We start from the raw sequence: 16,685 nt of genomic DNA on the forward strand, positions 1-16,685 counted from the left end.
CCGGGCGGCACCGGCGTGCTACCCGCGCGATTCGAGCAGGTCGAGGACCCGCTGCGCCTGCTCCTCGATGGTGCCGTCCGGGGTGAGCCGCAGATCGGGATTCGCCGGCGGCTGATACGGACTGTCGATCCCGGTGAACTGGGTGATCTCACCGGCGCGCGCCTTCGCGTACAGCCCCTTGGGGTCACGCTTTTCGCATTCGTCGATGGGGGTGTCGCAGAAGACCTCGATGAACTCGAACCCGGCGTCGGCGTGCACCTTGCGGGCCAATTCGCGTTGTTCGGCCAGCGGGCTGATCGCCGGCACCAGCACGACGTTGCCGCAGTCGGCGAGCAGCGCCGCCACATGCGCGAGCCGGCGCAGGTTCTCGGCGCGGTCGGCCATGGAAAAGCCCAGGTCGGCGTTCAAACCGTGCCGCAGGTTGTCCCCATCGAGAACGTAAGCCAGAGACCCCTTTTCGAGCAGCTTTTGCTCGACCAGCATGGCCACCGACGACTTGCCGGAGCCGGACAGACCGGTGAACCACACCGTCTTGCCGCGGGGCCGGGCCTGCGCGATCGCCGAAGGCTTGTGCCGCACCGTGTTTGGGCTCGCCGCCTGCGCCGACGCGTCGCGCAACACCATGCCGGCGGCCACGGTGCCGTTGGTGTGCGGGTCGATGAGGATGAACGACCCGGTGCTCGGGTTCCGGGTGTACTCGTCGAGGAGCAGCGGAACCTGGGTGCGCAGCGAAATGCGGCCAAGCTCGTTGAGCTTCAACGCCGTCGCGGACTTGTCGCGGTGCAGCGTGTTGACGTCGAGGCGGTAGTCGAGCGCGGTCACCTTGGCGTGCGTGGTGCGGGTGGTGTGCTTGATGACGTAATCGCGGCCGGGCTCGAGCGCCGCGCCGTCGGCCATCCAGCACACCGTCGCGTCGAACTCCTGCGCGACCCGGGGCTGGTTGTGGGTGCGGGCGATCAGATCTCCCCGCGAGATGTCGATCTCGTCGGCGAGGGTGACGGACACGGCCATCGGCGGGAACGCTTCTTCCACCGGACCATTCGGGCCCTCGATCGCGGTGATGCGGGTGTGCTTGCCGACGGGCAGCACCACGACCTCGTCCCCGGCGCGCATGACGCCGCTGGCGACGGTGCCGGCGTAGCTGCGGTGGTCCTGATGTTCGCGGGTGTGCGGCCGGATGACGTACTGCACCGGGAACCGCACGTCAACCATGTTGCGATCGCCGGCGATGTACACCTCTTCGAGGTGCGACAACAAGGCCGGCCCTTCATACCACGGCGTCTGGTCCGACTTCGTCACCACGTTGTCGCCGTGCAGCGCGGAGATCGGGATGGTGGCCACGTCGTGCACGTCCAACCGAGCGGCGAAGGCGTGGAACTCGTCGCGGATCGCCTCGAATTTCTCTTTGTCCCAACCGATCAGGTCCATCTTGTTGACCGCGAGCACGATGTGCTGGATGCCCAGCAGGGACGCCAGGAAAGCGTGCCGGCGTGACTGCTCCAACAGGCCGTGCCGCGCGTCGACGAGCACGATCACGAGCTGGGCGGTCGAGGCCCCGGTCACCATGTTGCGGGTGTACTGGATGTGGCCGGGGGTGTCGGCGATGATGAATTTCCGCTTGGGAGTGGCGAAGTAGCGGTAGGCGACGTCGATCGTGATGCCCTGCTCGCGTTCGGCCCGCAAGCCGTCGGTCACCAGCGCCAGGTCGGTGTAGTCGTGGCCGCGGTCCTTGGACGTCTGCTCCACCGCGGCCCACTGGTCCTCCATGACGGCCTTGGAGTCATACAGCAGGCGGCCGATCAGGGTGGACTTGCCGTCGTCGACGGAACCCGCGGTTGCGAGCCTCAGCAAGGTGGCCATCAGAAGTATCCCTGTCGTTTGCGGTCTTCCATGCCGGCCTCCGAGATCCGGTCGTCGGCCCTGGTCGCCCCGCGTTCGGTGAGCCGGGACACCGCGGTCTCGGCGATGACCTCGTCGACGGTGGCGGCTTGCGATTCCACGCATCCGGTGCACGTGACGTCCCCGACGGTGCGGAAGCGCACCGTCGCCTCGAACACCGGCTCGTCGGCGTTGGGCTGCATGTTCTTATCGACCGCCAACAACATGCCGTCACGGCGAAAGACCTTGCGCCGGTGCGCGTAATAGATCGACGGAAGGGCGATGTTCTCGGCGCCGATGTAGGACCAGATGTCGAACTCGGTCCAGTTGGACAGCGGGAAGACCCGGATGTGCTCACCCTTGTGATGCCGGCCGTTGTACAGGTTCCACAGCTCGGGCCGCTGCGCCTTCGGATCCCATTGACCGAACTCGTCGCGGAAGCTGAACACACGCTCCTTGGCGCGGGCCTTCTCCTCGTCGCGGCGCGCCCCGCCGAACGCCGCGTCGAACTTGTTCTCCCGGATGGCGCGAAGCAGGGTCACGGTCTGGATGGGGTTGCGCCCCTGACGTGGCTCGACCACCCGCCCGGCGTCGATGTCTTCCTGGACCGAGGCGACGACCAAGCGCACTCCGTGCTCGTTGACCAGCTCGTCGCGGGTCGCGATCACCTCGTCGAAGTTGTGTCCGGTGTCGACGTGCATCACCGGGAACGGCAACCGGCCCGGACGGAACGCCCGCAGCGCCAGATGCAGCATGACGATGGAGTCCTTGCCGCCCGAGAACAGCAGCACCGGCCGCTCGAACTCGGCGGCCACCTCCCGAATGATGTGGATCGCCTCTGCCTCCAGCGAGCGCAGGTGGCTCAATTCGTACTGTCCGACGGCGGGGGCCGCCTTCAGATCACTGGTCATAGCTTCCTTCACTCGCTAAAACCTGGCAGAACTGACCATATTTGGCATCTTAGCGATATATGAGACCAGCTGGCGCTGGACCTGTCAACCTGGGGTGCGAAAACATGGACGAATGACTTCTCACCCCGGACCTTCTCGCCCGCCCGCGCCCAGCGGCCGCGACGTCATCGCGCAGTTCATCCCCCAGTCCCCGTTCGTCGTCAAGCTGGGCATCGTCGCCGACCGGCTCGAGGAGGACGAGGTGCGGCTGCGGCTGCCCTGGGACCCGTCCAACGTGACGCTCGGCGACATGGTTCACGGTGGGGCCATCGCCACCCTCGCCGACCTCACCGTCATGGCGGCGGCGTGGTGCGGCGTCCCAGCCCCGCCGGAACTACGCGGCGTGACGGTGTCGATGGCGCTGGACTACATGGCCCCGGCTCGGGCCACCGACGTGATCGGCATCGGCCGGGTGCTGCGACGCGGCCGATCGCTGGTCAATTGCGAGGCCGAGATCGTCGACTCGGGGGGCACGCTGGTGGCCAAGGCCTTGGCGACCTACAAGGTCGGCTGAAGGGCCACCGAACGTGCACTGATGGCGGGGATCGGGCCGATTTTTCGCCGTGGCTACACGCTCGGCGCGCGCTTCTAGAGCGTGACCTCGTTGAGCTTGCCGGTGGCGACGTCGAAGAAGAAGCCACGCGCGGAGACGTGCTTGGTGACGAACGGACTGCCCTCGATGCGCCGCAGCGACTGCCGGACGTCCTCGGCGACATCCGGGAACGCCTCGGCCGCCCACGGCGGTTTGACCCCGGTCTCCTCCTGGATGGTGCGCTTGAAGTCGTCGTCGGTGAACGTGAGCATCCCGCAATCGGTGTGGTGAATCAGGATGATCTCTCGCGTCCCCAGTAGTCGTTGGCTGATGGCCAGCGAGCGGATGACGTCGTCGGTGACGACCCCTCCGGCGTTGCGGATGACGTGGGCCTCCCCCTCGTTGAGGCCGAGGAGGCGGTACACGTCGAGCCGCGCATCCATGCACGCGACGACCGCCACATGCTTGCCCGGCGGCATCGGCAGCGGCCCGTTGAAGGTCTTCGCATATTCGGCGTTGTTGCCCAGCAAGTCATCGGTAACCGTCACGCAAGCCTCCTCGACAGTGTCGCGGTCTGAGGCGTGCCGCAATCGCCGCACGGCTCGGTACCGCGGTGCATGTTAACAACCGATCACACGCGATTCACGCATGAGAATCAAGCAGATCTGAAGCTCACCGAACGCGCCCGGCGCTGCACGCGCGACGCCGTGCCGCCGGCTCGATAACCTGTCCCAATGCGACGCGTGCTGTGCGGACGGGTATGACCCGGTTTCTCGCCCGCCGCTTGCTCAACTACGTCGTGCTGCTGGCGCTGGCATCGTTTCTGACGTTCTGCCTGACGTCGGTGGCCTTCAAACCGCTGGACAGCCTGTTGCAGCGCAACCCGCGACCACCACAAGCCGTCATCGACGCCAAGGCCCACGCGCTCGGTCTCGACGAGGCGATCCCGATCCGCTACGCGCACTGGGCTTCACACGCCGTCCGCGGTGACTTCGGCAAGACCGTCACCGGACAGTCCGTCGGGGAGTCACTGTGGCGCCGAGTCGGAGTGACGCTGCGCCTGCTGGTCATCGGGTCGCTGGTGGGCACCGTCGCGGGCATCGCGGCCGGGGCGTGGGGCGCGATTCGGCAGTATCGGCTCAGCGATCGCGTCGTCACCATGATGGCCCTGCTCGTGTTGAGCACCCCGACGTTCGTCATCGCCAACCTGCTGATCCTGGCCGCGCTGCGGGTGAACTGGGCCGTGGGTCTGCAGATTTTCGACTACACCGGGGAGACATCGCCGGGGGTGTCCGGCGGGGCCGGCGCGCACTTCTTCGACCGGTTGCGGCATTTGGTGTTGCCGTCGTTGACCCTGGCGCTGGCGGCCGCGGCGGGATACAGCCGCTATCAGCGCAACGCGATGCTCGACGTCCTGGGCCAGGACTTCATCCGCACCGCGCGGGCCAAGGGGCTGACCCGCCGGCGCGCGTTGGTCAAGCACGGGTTGCGCACCGCGCTGATCCCGTTGGCCACCCTGTTCGCCTACGGGGTGGCCGGGCTGGTCACCGGAGCGGTGTTCGTGGAGAAGATCTTCGGCTGGCACGGCATGGGCGAATGGCTGGTGCAGGGCATCGCGACGCAAGACACCAACATCGTCGCGGCCATCACCGTGTTCTCCGGCGCGGTGGTGTTGCTGGCCGGCCTGCTCTCCGACGTGTTTTACGCGGCTCTCGACCCGAGGGTCAGGGTGTCATGACCCGCGCCGCCGACGATGCAGAGCGAAGCGATGAGGCGGCGGGGCGTTCATGGACCTCCGCGGCGGATATCGATGGCGCCCACGGGTTTTCGAGTCACGACGTGGCGGACTTCACCTCGCGCCGCACGCTGGTGCTACGCAGGTTTGCGCGCAATCGGTTCGCGGTGGCGTCGCTGATCTTGTTGGTGCTGCTGTTCGTGGGCTGTTACACCCTGCCCGCGGTGCTTCCCTATTCCTACGAGGACCTCGATTTCACCGCGCTGCTGCAGCCGCCCAGCGCGCGCCACTGGCTGGGCACCAACGCGCTGGGACAAGATCTGCTGGCGCAGATCCTGCGGGGGATGCAGAAGTCGATGCTGATCGGTGTGTGCGTGGCGGTCATCTCCACCGGCATCGCCGCCACCGTCGGTTCGGTCTCGGGCTATTTCGGCGGTTGGCGCGACCGTGTGCTGATGTGGCTGGTCGACCTGCTGTTGGTGGTGCCCAGCTTCATCCTCATCGCCATCGTGACGCCGCGCACCAAGGACTCGGCGAACATCGTGATGCTCGTTCTGCTGCTGGCGGGATTCGGCTGGATGGTCAGTTCCCGCATGGTGCGGGGCATGACCATGAGTTTGCGCGAGCGCGAATTCATCCGTGCCGCACGGTATATGGGCGTATCCAGCCGCCGCATCATTGTCGGGCATGTGGTGCCCAACGTGGCGTCCATCCTGATCATCGACGCAGCGCTCAACGTCGCCTCGGCCATTCTGGCCGAAACCGGCTTGAGCTTCCTGGGTTTCGGCATCCAGCCACCGGATGTGTCGCTGGGCACCTTGATCGCCAATGGCACCCAGTCGGCGACCACGTTCCCGTGGGTGTTCCTCTTTCCCGCCGGGGTGCTGGTGCTGATCCTGGTGTGCGCCAACCTGACCGGCGACGGCCTGCGGGACGCGCTCGACCCGGGCAGCACCCCGGTGCGGGGCGGTGCGCGATGAGCCCCCTGCTCGAGGTGACCGACCTGGCCGTGACCTTCGCGACCGGCGGCGATCCGGTGACCGCGGTCCGCGGCGTCAGCTACCGCGTCGAACCGGGCGAAGTCGTCGCCATGGTCGGCGAATCCGGTTCGGGCAAGTCCGTTTCGGCGATGGCGGTCGTGGGCCTGTTGCCCGAGTACGCGCGGGTGCGCGGCTCGGTCCGGCTGCACGACACCGAGCTGCTGGGCCTGGACGACGACGCGATGTCGCGGTTCCGCGGCAAGACGGTCGGCATGGTGTTCCAGGATTCGATGTCGGCGCTGACACCGGTGTACACCGTCGGCGACCAGATCGCCGAGGCGATCGAGATCCACCAGCCGCGGGTGGGACGGCGGGCGGCCCGTCATCGCGCGGTCGAACTGCTCGAATTGGTGGGCATCGCCCAGCCGGAGCGACGCGCCCGCGCGTTTCCGCACGAGCTCTCCGGCGGTGAACGGCAACGGGTCGTCATCGCGATCGCGATCGCCAACGACCCCGACTTGTTGATCTGCGACGAGCCCACCACCGCACTCGATGTCACCGTGCAGGCGCAGATCCTCGAGGTCCTCAAAACCGCCCGCGACGTCACCGGGGCCGGGGTGCTGATCATCACGCACGACCTCGGTGTGGTCGCCGAGTTCGCCGACCGGGCGCTGGTGATGTACGCGGGGCGGGTCGTCGAATCCGCCGAGGTGCACGACCTTTACCGGGACCGCCGAATGCCCTACACCGTCGGGCTGTTGGGCTCGGTTCCGCGGCTGGACGCCGCACAGGGCACCCGGTTGGTGCCGATCCCCGGCGCACCGCCGTCGTTGGCCGGTCTGGATCCCGGCTGTCCGTTCGCCCCGCGCTGCCCGCTGGCCATCGACGAATGTCGGCTCGAGGAGCCGGAACTGCTTCCCGTCGGTGCCGACCATCGGGCGGCCTGCATCCGCACCGATCAGGTGGGCGGCCGCAGCGCCGCGGACATCTACGGCGTCAGCACCACGGCACAGTCGGTGAGACCCGATGACTCGTCGGTCGTCGTCCGGGTGCGTGACCTGACCAAGACCTACCGGCTGACCAAGGGCGTGCTGCGCCGCCGCGCCGGCGAGGTGCGCGCGGTCGACGGCGTCAGTTTCGAGCTGCGGCAGGGCCGTACCCTCGGCATCGTCGGCGAGTCCGGTTCGGGGAAATCGACCACGTTGCACGAGATCCTGGAACTCACCGGGCCCCAATCGGGATCGATCGAAGTGCTGGGCACCGATGTCACGACGCTGAGCCCGGCGAGCAGGCGGTCGCTGCGACGCGACATTCAGGTCGTGTTCCAAGACCCGGTCGCCTCGCTGGACCCGCGACTGCCGGTGTTCGAGCTTCTCGCCGAACCGCTGCGCGCCAACGGGGTCGACAAGGGCGGCACCAACGCGCGCGTCGCCGAGCTGCTCGAGATCGTGGGCCTGCGCCGCGCCGACGCGGTCCGCTACCCCGCCGAGTTCTCCGGCGGGCAGAAGCAGCGCATCGGCATCGCCCGTGCGCTGGCTCTGCAACCGAAGATCCTGGCGCTCGACGAACCCGTCTCCGCGCTCGACGTCTCCATCCAGGCCGGGATCATCAACCTGCTGCTCGACCTGCAAGCGCTCTTCGGCTTGTCCTATCTGTTCGTCTCCCACGATCTTTCGGTGATCAAGCACCTCGCCCACGAGGTGGTCGTGATGCGTTCCGGAACGGTCGTCGAGCGGGGCGACAGCCGGCAGGTCTTCGACAACCCGCAACACGAATACACCCGGCAGCTGCTGGACGCGGTGCCGCGACCCGATCCGGGCGCAGGTGGCTAGCGTCGGCATCCGGTTGGCGGCGGCGCTTTTCGCGATGGCGCTGGCGCTGTCGGGCTGCTCGCCGGCCATCAACCTGATTCCGGAAACGGGGCAAAACGCGCGGATCGGGACGTCCAGCGACATCAACCCGCGCGATCCGGCCACCCTGCGAGACGGCGGTGACCTGCGACTCGCGCTCACCGCCTTCCCGCCGAACTTCAACATTTTGCACATCGACGGCAATTCCGCCGAGGTCGCCGCGATGATGAAGGCCACCTTGCCGCGAGCCTTCGTCATCGGGCCGGACGGCTCGACGACGGTCGACACCAACTACTTCACCAGCATCGAACTGACCGGAACCGCACCGCAAGTGGTGACCTACACGATCAACCCCAAGGCGGTGTGGTCGGACGGCACCCCGATCACCTGGGAGGACATCGCCAGCCAGGTCCACGCGCTGAGTGGCGCCGACAAGAATTTCGAGATCGCCGGGCCCAGCGGCGCCGAGCGCGTCGCCTCGGTGACCCGCGGCGTCGACGACCGGCAGGCCGTCATGACCTTCGCCAAGCCGTACGCCGAGTGGCGCGGCATGTTCGCCGGCAACGGGATGCTGCTGCCCAAGAGCATGACGGCTACCCCCGAGGCGTTCAACAAGGGCCAGCTGGACGGGCCGGGCCCGTCGGCCGGCCCATTCATCGCCACCTCGTTGGATCGGACGACCCAGCGGATCGTGTTGAGCCGCAACCCGAAATGGTGGGGCCCGCGACCGCGCCTGGACAACATCACCTACTTGGTGCTCGACGACGCCGCGCGGCTGCCGGCCCTGCAGAACAACACGATCGACGCCACCGGGGTCGGCACCATCGATCAACTGACCATCGCGCAGCGCACCAAGGGAATCACCATCCGGCGCGCCCCCGCCCCGGCCTGGTCGCACATCACCTTCAACGGCGCCCCGGGGTCGATCCTGGCCGACAAGGCGTTGCGGGTCGCGGTGTCCAAGGGCATCGACCGCCAGACCATCGCCAAGGTCGTCCAGTACGGCCTCACCAGCGACCCGGTGGCGCTGGGCAATCACATCTACGTCGCGGGCCAGAAGGGCTACCAGGACAACAGCGCCGTGGTTCCCTACGACCCGGCCGCGGCCAAGCGCGAGCTCGACGCCCTGGGCTGGAAGCAGGTCGGCCAGTTCCGGGAGAAGGACGGTCGCCCGCTGGTCATTCGTGACCTGTTCTACGACGCCCAGGGCAGCCGACAGTTCGCCCAGATCACCCAGCACAGCCTCGCCCAAATCGGCGTCAAGCTCGAGCTTGTCGCCCGCGCGGGCAGCGGCTTTTTCACCAACTACATCAACGTCGGAGACTTCGACCTCGCCCAATTCGGTTGGCTCGGGGACGCTTTCCCGCTCTCATCGTTGACCCAGATCTATAAGTCCGACGGGGAAAGCAACTTCGGCAAGATCGGCAGCCCGCAGATCGACGCCGCCATCGAGCGGACCCTGGAAGAACTCGACCCCGACAGGGCGCGGGCGCTGGCCAACGACCTCGACCGGCTGATCTGGGCGGAGGGGTTCAGCCTGCCGCTCACCCAGTCGCCCGGGGACGTCGCGGTGCACAGCACGCTGGCCAACTTCGGCGCGGCCGGCCTCGGCGACCTGGACTACACCGCAATCGGATTCACGCGCAGCTGAGCCGGCGCAACAGCCGCGTGGGGACCGGCAGCGCGCCTTCGGCGGCGGCCGCCGTTTCGATCAACTTCCACAGCAGCCGCACCTCGGGGCGCGGCGGCAGCGCGTCCAGCGCCGACGCTTGGGCGGCAAGCCCTTTCAGGTCGCCGCGCCCCACCGCCTCGGCGGCGGCGAGCGCGACGGGCTCGCGGAAATCCAGCGCGCTGTGCGCCATGCTCGGCAGGCTCAAGAGCACCGCATCGGGCAGCAGCGACGCGACGCGCTCGGCCACCGCCGGCGGGGTGATGAGGTCACGGCCGCCGGAAATCACCGCGGTGGGCCAGTTGAAGTTCGGCATTTCCGTGGGCAGGTCATAGGGCTCGTCCTCGAAAGTCACTCGCTGCGTGCGCGCTTCGCTTTCGGCCACTGCGGGGTCCAGCGGCAGGCCGTCGGGTTCGGCGGCGTAGTCCAGCTCGCGAAACGCGATGCGGCTCACCAGATCTTCCTCGTAGCGGAACGGCAGATTGCTCAGGGTGGTGAACCGGGATAGCGTCCACCACAAGAGTTTCCGGCGCTGCAGTAACAGATCGAGTTGACGCTCGAGCAGGTCGGCGCCGCCGTAGCCGTAAATGGTCGCGACGACGTGTGTCGCCGCCGGGGTCATGACGCCGGCGTCGACCAGTTTGCGCATTTTCGGTGCCAAGGCGGCGGTTTCGGGGCTGTCGCCCCGAAGCAGCAGCCGGCGAATCGCCCGGCGCACGATGACGATGTCGTGCCGCGACAGCAGCGGCGAATCGAGCACCATCGCGTGCACGCGGTCGGGATGGCGCACACCCACTCCGGCCGCGATATAGGTGCCGTAGGACGCGCCATAGATGTCGGCCGAGTCGGCGTGGGCGTCGTCGAGCACCGCCGCCACGTCGTCGACGACCTGATTCACGGTCATGGACTGCGGCGGCAGGTCGGCACCCGAATCGTCGTGGCGCGACATCCCCACCCCGCGGTGTTCGATCATGATGACGTCGAGACCGGCCGCCGCCGCGCGCCTGCGCAGTCCCTTGTACATCTGCACCGACGCCACGCCCGGCCCGCCGGGGATGATGACCAGCGGGTGGCGGGACTTGCGGCCCGTGCGCACGTAGTACAGATCGAACTCGTCGGCGCTGTGCGGCGAGATCGGCCGGCGCACGGCGCGCACACCGGGCAATTCCGCCAGCTTCTGCTGCACCCGGCTCCGCTTCGCGTTCATCGTCATTCGTGTCGGACCGCCATGGTCCCATTCTGCAGGCAGCGCATCCCGGCACGCGCCGAGTCGTCACACCCGGCGGTATCGGCTGAGGTCAGCGGCCCTCAGGCGGTGAGGTCGATGCGATGCGCGCCCCGGACACCGTCGTAACGGTCGGGACTGCAGGTGAGCACGATCACCTGCCCGTGAGTGCCGACGCTGTCGAACAACTGACCCATTTTGGCCAGCCGGTCGGGGTCGGTGAAACCCAGTGCGTCGTCGACGACCACCGGCACGGCGTCCTCCTTGGCGACCAGGGCGGCACCGGCGAGCCGGGCCAGGATGCCCAGTTGCTCCTTGGCGCCGCCCGACAAGGATTCATAGGGCACCGTGATGCCGTTGAGCGTGCGGCTACGGATGCACAGGTCGCTGTCGATGTCGACCTCGAAACTCGGCCCGAACACGGGACGTCCGAGCCGCTGCAGCTCCGCGCGATAAGGCTCGACGTAGCGTCTGCGCGTGGTGTCGCGGTGACGCGTCATGGCCGAGCGCAGCAGTTTCGCGGCCCGGGCCCGCGCGCCGATCTGACTGTGCTCCGTGGCGGCGTGCTCGCGCTCCGTTTCCGCGGCGTCCAGCTTGCCCTGGCGCCCCTCACTGCCGAACACCGAGAGTTCGATGGTGATCTCACGCAACGCGCGGGCGGCTTCTTCGTAGCGCTCCCGCAGCGACTCGGCTTCCTTTGTGGCCTCGGCCAATTCGGCGGCAACGGCATCGGGGGACGCGGCGGCCAAGGCGGCGGCGAGCTCGCCGACTCGTTGGTCCGCGGCCTGCGCGGCCCGCAACGCCGAGTCCGCCGACGCCGCGAGTTCCTCGTCGCTGACCGAGGCGCGCTCGGCGGCCAGCCGGCCCGCGGTCGCCTGCAGCTCGGCCCGCTGGGCTTCCAACGTGTTCTGCAGAACGGTTGCCCGGGTGGATAACTCGGCCAGCGCCGCGGCGGCGGTGGTGGCGGCCTGGCGGTGAGCCTCGCAGTCGGTCGACGCCGCCGCGTGACCCTGCTGGGCCGCGTCGAGTTCGGCGCGGGCGGCGCCGATGTCCGTGGCACCGGGCGCCGGCTCGGCCGGGTGCTGGGCCCGCAGCTGCGCCAGGCGCGAGCGCATCTCGTCGATCTGCTCGTCGCCGCACAGACCGGCCAGCGTGGCGCCGAGCTGATCGCGGGCGCTCACCAGCTCGCGGCGCCGCTGGTCGGCCGAGCGCGCGGCGGCGAGATCGGCCACCTCGGCGGCGGCCAGCGCCGCCGCCATTTCTTGTTGTGCCGCAGCATGTTTCGTGTGGATATCCAGCGTGGTCGCGCCGGGGGTGACCCGGGCGGTCAGGACGTCGGACACCTCGACCACGGTGGACCCGGCGGCGGTGATCGACCAGCTCTGCCCCGCCGACAACGAGATTCGCTCACCGCCGACCACCAGGTGAATGTCCGCGGCGGCGGTGAATTCGATCGCCGCCGACGTCGACGCCAACTGGTCCCCGATGCGATCGACCGCGGCGCAGGCGTCCTCGATTCGTCGCAGCAGTTCCTCGGTGACGGCGATCGTGCTGAGCTCGGCGCAGATTCGCTCACGATCCCGCTCGATGGCGTCGACCTTGGCCAGCCGGGTGCTCAACCGGTCGGCCTCCTCGAGGTCGGCGAGCCGGTCGACGCCGCGGCGCGCGGCGTCGACCCGGCACTGCAGGTCGGCCAGGACCTGCGTGGCCCGCTGGAGCGTGGCGTCGCACGCCTCGGCCTCGGCGCGCGCCGACGCGTGCGCGGACGCGGCTTGGTCCGCCTGGGCTTCCGTTTCGGCGACAGCGGCGGCGCGGGCGTCGATTTCGGCGAGCAGCTGCAAACGGCTGGTGTGGGCGGCGGTCGCCGCGGCGCTGGTGGCGTCCGCGGCCTCGGCGACCAACTGGGCTTCGCGCTGCTGCGCGGTGAGCTCGGCGATCCGGTCGGCGGCTTCCCGGGCGGCCGCCACGCGCGGGCCGGCGGCGATGCGCCGCTGGGAGAAGTCGGCCACCTGCTCGGTCAAAACGGCGTGGCGAGCGACCCGGTCGTCGACCTCGGCGACGGCGGCCGCGCACTCGGCGACCGCGGCCTCGGCGTCGGCGAGCCGGGCGATCGCGGCGGCCCACGGCCCCGTCGGACGCCCGGTCGGGGTGAAGTACCGCGCGTATTCGGTGTCGATCCGCTCGATCAGCAACGGCTCGGTGCCACAGAGCCCGCCGCTGTCGCCGGCGGCCACATCGAGCGCGCGTGACAGCGCGTCGCACCCGGACAAGTCCACCGCGGCGGTCGACGCCGACTGCAGCACACGCTGGGCATGCCAGAGGTCGCTGTCCACCGTCTCGGCCAGCATCGCCCGCACCCGTTCGTGGGCTTCGTCGCCGGTCAGCTGTTCGCGGCACGGCGTGATGATCGTCAGCTCCGTCTCGCACTTCTTGTGAAACCGCTTGCGATAGACGAAACGGTAGGGGCCGCAACTGATTTCGGCGGAGACCTCGGAGCCCACGTCGCTGTGGGTGGGTTTGACCTGCTTGACTTCCTTCTTCGTCGACCGATCCCGGGACTCCAGGAGCAGGTCCAGCGCCTCGATCATCGACGACTTGCCGATCTCGTTGGCGCCGCACACCACCACGACGCCGTGGTCGGGGAATTCGATCTCCCGGTGCGAGATGCCGCGGTAGTTCGTCAGGATCAACCGGTGCAGCTTCACGCCGCGCCCCGATCGGCGAGGCGCAGCAGCAGCGCCAGCGCCGCCTGGGCGTCGCCGGCGGTGGCGGAATCCTCCTCGCGCGCCGTCGCCATCAGCTCCTCGACCGCCGCGGCGGCGAATCCCCCGATCCCGAGATCGCTGAACTCGCCGTCGGCGGGGATCACCGCCAGGTCGGTGCGCCGTTCCCACAGGCCCAGCCAGGCGAACAACCGCGCGTATTTGTCCAGGCAGGCGTCCAGGGCGGCGCGGTCGGTGACCGTCAACGACCCGGTGAGCGCCAGGCGCACCACGGTTCGGTCCTTGTCGGTCATCAGGTCCAGGTTCACGTCGAGGTCGGCGATGTCGCGGCTCGTGTCGACCTGACGGTGCAGCGTGACGAAGCGCCAGCGTCCGACGTCTCGTGCGGTCACCGAGACCGCGCCCCGCGGGTCGGTTTCGTCGACGTCCACGACCAGGACGTGGCCCGGGTCGGATTCCACGTCATCGAAGTTGGTGACTTCCGGCGATCCGGAATACCAGACCCGGCCGCTGTCGCCGACCTGGGTCAGAGAGTGCTTGTCCCCCAGCGCCACATAGTGCACCGCGCCGCGGGACAGCGCGTCGTCGAGGGTGGCGAGCCGGATCAGCGAGGGCTTGTCCTTGTCGGGGTCCAGGACGTCGACCCCGCCGTGCGCGACGAGGATTCGGGTGCCCGCGGCCGCGGGCAGGCCGTCGAGGACGTCGGCGACCAGGTCGGTGGTCGGCACCTTCGACCGCCACGGCGCGGCGACGATCTCCAGGCCGGGGCGCACCTGATGCACGCCGGCACGGTCGAGCACCACGACGTTGTCGGGACGCTCGGCGGCGAACAGCGCGCTGGTGTACACCGATGAGGCGTCCAGGGGGTCGTGGTTGCCCGGAAGCAGATACACCGGAATTCCGATGGCGCGCATGGCTTCCAGGGACTGTCCGATGACCGTCGGCGGGAGCTGGTTGTGCTCGAAGACGTCGCCCGACACGACGACGAACTCGGCGCCCACCTCCGCGGCGAGCGCCCCCAGACCGGCAACCGCGTCGCGGCGGGCCGCCGAGTAGCGTGGCTGGGCGTCGCCGGCGAGGAAGTGCCGGGTCATGCCCAGTTGCCAGTCGGCGGTGTGCAGGAATCGCATGCGGGCGACCCCCTTTCGAACTGCGTGTTTACCGGGGCATCGCGAGTTTAGGTCTGCGCACCGACAAGACGGGGGACCTCGATCGGCAGGTCTTGGCACTGCGCAAATTCCGGCGCAGCGGGCGTGGCCGGCGGGGTGCCACACTGATTAATCTGATCCTTCGTGACTGCCGAGCGCACCCTGCTGTTGATGCGGCATGCGAAGTCCGACTACCCGGCCGGGGTCGGCGACCACGACCGGCCGTTGGCGCCCCGCGGCGTCAGGCAAGCCGGGCTCGCCGGCGACTGGCTGCGCGCCCACGTGCCCCCCGTCGACGGGGTGCTGTGTTCCACGGCGACCAGGACCCGCGAGACACTGCGGAACACCCGCATCGCTGCGCCGGTGCGATACAGCGAACGCCTCTACGCCAGCACCCCGGGCACGCTGATCGACGAGATCAACACGGTGGACGACGGCATCGGCACGCTGCTCGTCATCGGACACGAGCCGACGATGTCGGCGCTTGCGCTGGGGCTGGGCCGCGCCGGCGGCACCGACGCCGCTGCGGCCGAACGCATTTCGGCCAAGTTCCCGACGTCGGCGATCGCGGTCCTCGCGGTGCCGTGCGCGTGGAAGGAACTGGAACTCGGGGGTGCGTCGCTGATCGACTTCGTCGTTCCGCGCTGAGCCCACACCGCTGCGGCGAACGTCGACTTGTTGGGCTCAAAACGCGAAATCGACGACAACAAGTCGACATTCGGCGCGGTGGCGCAACCTCCGGCTAGGAGTTGGTGGCCAGCGTCAGTTCCATCAGCTTGATGGCCTGCCCGCACGCATCGATTCCCGGCGCCTGCGGGTTGACCCACCAACCCACCACCCCGGCCGCGTCGCTGGCCACGCCGCACGCGCCGTTGGCGTCGTCGGGACGCATCACGATCGAGTCGATCCCGGCGATGGGCCGCGACTCGATCTTGTACTTCAGAAACTCCGCGACCTTGCGCTCGTTGCTCAGGCTGCCCTGCTCGAACCAGAACCGGGTGATGTCGATCAGGCCGGCCGGGTTGGCCGCCTGCCACCGGCAGATCGCGCCGACGAACGTGCTCTGAATGTCGAGCGGGTCGGCCCCCACGGTCTTGGCCAGGATGTCGCTGGTCAACACCTCACATTCCTTGAGCAGGTTCGGGTACTGCTGCTGGGAGTTGTTGTTGCGGGGCACGTTGCCGCCCGCCTTGACCGCGTTGCCGCCGATCGACCTGGAGCAGCCCGTCAGCACCAGCAGCGCGGCCAGCAAAACCACGGCGGCGGCGCGCATCGGGGCCCTCATTTCGAGTTCGCAATCGACTGACGAGCCAGCTCTTTCGCGATATCGCACGGCGGCGGGAACGGCTTCTGACTGAAACTGATCGACCACTCGATGAAGTCGTCCTGAAACTGAATGCCTACTTCGCACAGCGAGTCACCCAGGTTGGGCTCGTTGCCGACGGCGATGAAACCGCCGTGGCCGTTGATGTTGATGTCGTCGACGCTGGCACGTGAGAGCTCCTCGGTCTTGCGTTCGCGTCCGATCGGGCTGCCGCGATACCAGGAGAAGGAGAAGTGCGGCCCGAGGATGCCGCCCCCGGCGAGCCATTGGCAGCCGACGGAGTTGCGGGCGGTGTTGATCAACCCTGTCACCCGGGTCAGCTCGGCCACCGTCTGGTCGCTGATGCCGCCGCACTGCGGGAACATCGGCCCGTGGTTGCCTTGCCCCTTCTGCGGCGTCGAAGACGCCGTCGCCCCGGGTTTGTTGCCGCCGGAATCGGAGCAGGCGGCAACGGCGGGAATCAGGATCGTCAATGCTGACGCCACAAGAGCCAGCGCCCTCGCGCTACGCCGCACCGCTACCCTGCTTCCGTTCCGCCCGCTGCTCGTCCACACGATGCACTGTAGCGGCAGCCCAGCGGGTCAACCACCGACGCGCCTGAGCAGGTATTTCAATGTCGCCGGCGAGTGCCGTGCGCGCGTTGACCGTCGCCGGTTGGCGGGGACGCCCGG

General features: G+C 68.6%; 14 protein-coding genes. 6 read left to right on the forward strand and 8 right to left on the reverse strand.

Features of this window, described 5'->3' with window-relative positions:
- Positions 1 to 18: 18 nt before the first annotated feature.
- Together cysC and cysD are read right to left on the reverse strand one after the other, a co-directional pair.
- Entirely contained in the window at positions 19 to 1,860 is a 1,842-nt protein-coding gene (gene cysC / locus QGN30_RS21205) for an adenylyl-sulfate kinase (protein ID WP_008254752.1), read from the reverse strand.
- Positions 1,860 to 2,789, reverse strand: coding sequence for a sulfate adenylyltransferase subunit CysD (gene cysD, locus QGN30_RS21210; protein WP_008254750.1), 930 nt, complete (start codon positions 2,787 to 2,789; stop codon positions 1,860 to 1,862). Before cysD ends, cysC begins: the two co-directional genes overlap by 1 nt.
- A 112-nt stretch (positions 2,790 to 2,901) precedes the next feature.
- Between cysD and QGN30_RS21215 the strand changes: the two genes are divergently transcribed.
- Positions 2,902 to 3,342 (forward strand): PaaI family thioesterase, encoded by a 441-nt coding sequence (locus QGN30_RS21215; protein WP_008254748.1) that lies wholly within the window; start codon positions 2,902 to 2,904, stop codon positions 3,340 to 3,342.
- 74 nt (positions 3,343 to 3,416) lie between these two features.
- Here the strand turns inward: QGN30_RS21215 and QGN30_RS21220 are convergent, their stop codons facing one another.
- A complete protein-coding gene (locus tag QGN30_RS21220; RefSeq protein ID WP_008254746.1) occupies positions 3,417 to 3,908 on the reverse strand; it encodes a beta-class carbonic anhydrase in 492 nt (163 codons plus the stop codon).
- A gap of 212 nt (positions 3,909 to 4,120) precedes the next feature.
- On the opposite strand from QGN30_RS21220, the gene QGN30_RS21225 reads away from it, so the two are divergent.
- The 4 genes from QGN30_RS21225 to QGN30_RS21240 all read left to right on the forward strand — a co-directional run bounded on the left by QGN30_RS21225 (position 4,121) and on the right by QGN30_RS21240 (position 9,576).
- Positions 4,121 to 5,098, forward strand: coding sequence for an ABC transporter permease (locus tag QGN30_RS21225; protein WP_008254743.1), 978 nt, complete (start codon positions 4,121 to 4,123; stop codon positions 5,096 to 5,098).
- 101 nt (positions 5,099 to 5,199) lie between these two features.
- Positions 5,200 to 6,075, forward strand: coding sequence for an ABC transporter permease (locus tag QGN30_RS21230; protein WP_008254741.1), 876 nt, complete (start codon positions 5,200 to 5,202; stop codon positions 6,073 to 6,075).
- Positions 6,072 to 7,907 carry an ABC transporter ATP-binding protein gene (locus tag QGN30_RS21235; protein WP_248923567.1) on the forward strand — a complete coding sequence of 612 codons (1,836 nt, stop codon included), beginning with the start codon at positions 6,072 to 6,074 and terminating at the stop codon, positions 7,905 to 7,907. Before QGN30_RS21230 ends, QGN30_RS21235 begins: the two co-directional genes overlap by 4 nt.
- Before the next feature lie 34 nt (positions 7,908 to 7,941).
- Positions 7,942 to 9,576: an ABC transporter family substrate-binding protein gene (locus QGN30_RS21240; RefSeq protein ID WP_050989410.1), complete on the forward strand. Its 1,635-nt coding sequence runs from the start codon at positions 7,942 to 7,944 to the stop codon at positions 9,574 to 9,576.
- Here QGN30_RS21240 and QGN30_RS21245 read toward each other — a convergent pair.
- From QGN30_RS21245 to QGN30_RS21255, 3 genes are all read right to left on the reverse strand, one after another.
- Positions 9,563 to 10,807: an alpha/beta hydrolase gene (locus tag QGN30_RS21245; RefSeq protein ID WP_009955263.1), complete on the reverse strand. Its 1,245-nt coding sequence runs from the start codon at positions 10,805 to 10,807 to the stop codon at positions 9,563 to 9,565. The genes QGN30_RS21240 and QGN30_RS21245 overlap by 14 nt on opposite strands.
- A 95-nt stretch (positions 10,808 to 10,902) precedes the next feature.
- A complete protein-coding gene (locus QGN30_RS21250) occupies positions 10,903 to 13,524 on the reverse strand; it encodes an AAA family ATPase (protein ID WP_248923566.1) in 2,622 nt (873 codons plus the stop codon).
- The gene (locus QGN30_RS21255) at positions 13,521 to 14,672 is read right to left on the reverse strand and encodes a metallophosphoesterase family protein (protein ID WP_008254730.1); all 1,152 of its coding nucleotides are present in this window, start codon (positions 14,670 to 14,672) and stop codon (positions 13,521 to 13,523) included. Before QGN30_RS21255 ends, QGN30_RS21250 begins: the two co-directional genes overlap by 4 nt.
- 162 nt (positions 14,673 to 14,834) lie before the next feature.
- Between QGN30_RS21255 and QGN30_RS21260 the strand changes: the two genes are divergently transcribed.
- Complete coding sequence (locus tag QGN30_RS21260) at positions 14,835 to 15,338, forward strand: SixA phosphatase family protein (RefSeq protein WP_038535523.1); 504 nt, start codon at positions 14,835 to 14,837, stop codon at positions 15,336 to 15,338.
- A 94-nt stretch (positions 15,339 to 15,432) separates the two neighbouring features.
- Here QGN30_RS21260 and QGN30_RS21265 read toward each other — a convergent pair whose 3' ends face one another.
- Positions 15,433 to 15,963, reverse strand: coding sequence for a DUF3558 domain-containing protein (locus tag QGN30_RS21265; RefSeq protein WP_009953976.1), 531 nt, complete (start codon positions 15,961 to 15,963; stop codon positions 15,433 to 15,435).
- Positions 15,964 to 15,971: 8 nt separating this feature from the next.
- On the reverse strand, positions 15,972 to 16,529 hold the full coding sequence (locus tag QGN30_RS21270) for a DUF3558 domain-containing protein (RefSeq protein ID WP_008254722.1): 558 nt from the start codon (positions 16,527 to 16,529) through the stop codon (positions 15,972 to 15,974).
- Positions 16,530 to 16,685 lie beyond the last annotated feature (156 nt).

The sequence above is a fragment of the Mycobacterium sp. 3-98 genome (assembly GCF_035918355.1).
In the GTDB taxonomy this organism is placed as follows: domain Bacteria; phylum Actinomycetota; class Actinomycetes; order Mycobacteriales; family Mycobacteriaceae; genus Mycobacterium; species Mycobacterium intracellulare.

What these genes read in the sequence shown, in the direction of transcription:
- QGN30_RS21265 (WP_009953976.1), bottom strand. Translation starts at nt 15,963, where the DNA reads ATGCGCGCCGCCGCCGTGGTTTTGCTGGCCGCGCTGCTGGTGCTGACG.
- cysD (WP_008254750.1), bottom strand. Translation starts at nt 2,789, where the DNA reads ATGACCAGTGATCTGAAGGCGGCCCCCGCCGTCGGACAGTACGAATTG.
- QGN30_RS21245 (WP_009955263.1), bottom strand. Translation starts at nt 10,807, where the DNA reads ATGACGATGAACGCGAAGCGGAGCCGGGTGCAGCAGAAGCTGGCGGAA.
- QGN30_RS21240 (WP_050989410.1), top strand. Translation starts at nt 7,942, where the DNA reads ATGGCGCTGGCGCTGTCGGGCTGCTCGCCGGCCATCAACCTGATTCCG.
- QGN30_RS21225 (WP_008254743.1), top strand. Translation starts at nt 4,121, where the DNA reads ATGACCCGGTTTCTCGCCCGCCGCTTGCTCAACTACGTCGTGCTGCTG.
- cysC (WP_008254752.1), bottom strand. Translation starts at nt 1,860, where the DNA reads ATGGCCACCTTGCTGAGGCTCGCAACCGCGGGTTCCGTCGACGACGGC.
- QGN30_RS21255 (WP_008254730.1), bottom strand. Translation starts at nt 14,672, where the DNA reads ATGCGATTCCTGCACACCGCCGACTGGCAACTGGGCATGACCCGGCAC.
- QGN30_RS21235 (WP_248923567.1), top strand. Translation starts at nt 6,072, where the DNA reads ATGAGCCCCCTGCTCGAGGTGACCGACCTGGCCGTGACCTTCGCGACC.
- QGN30_RS21215 (WP_008254748.1), top strand. Translation starts at nt 2,902, where the DNA reads ATGACTTCTCACCCCGGACCTTCTCGCCCGCCCGCGCCCAGCGGCCGC.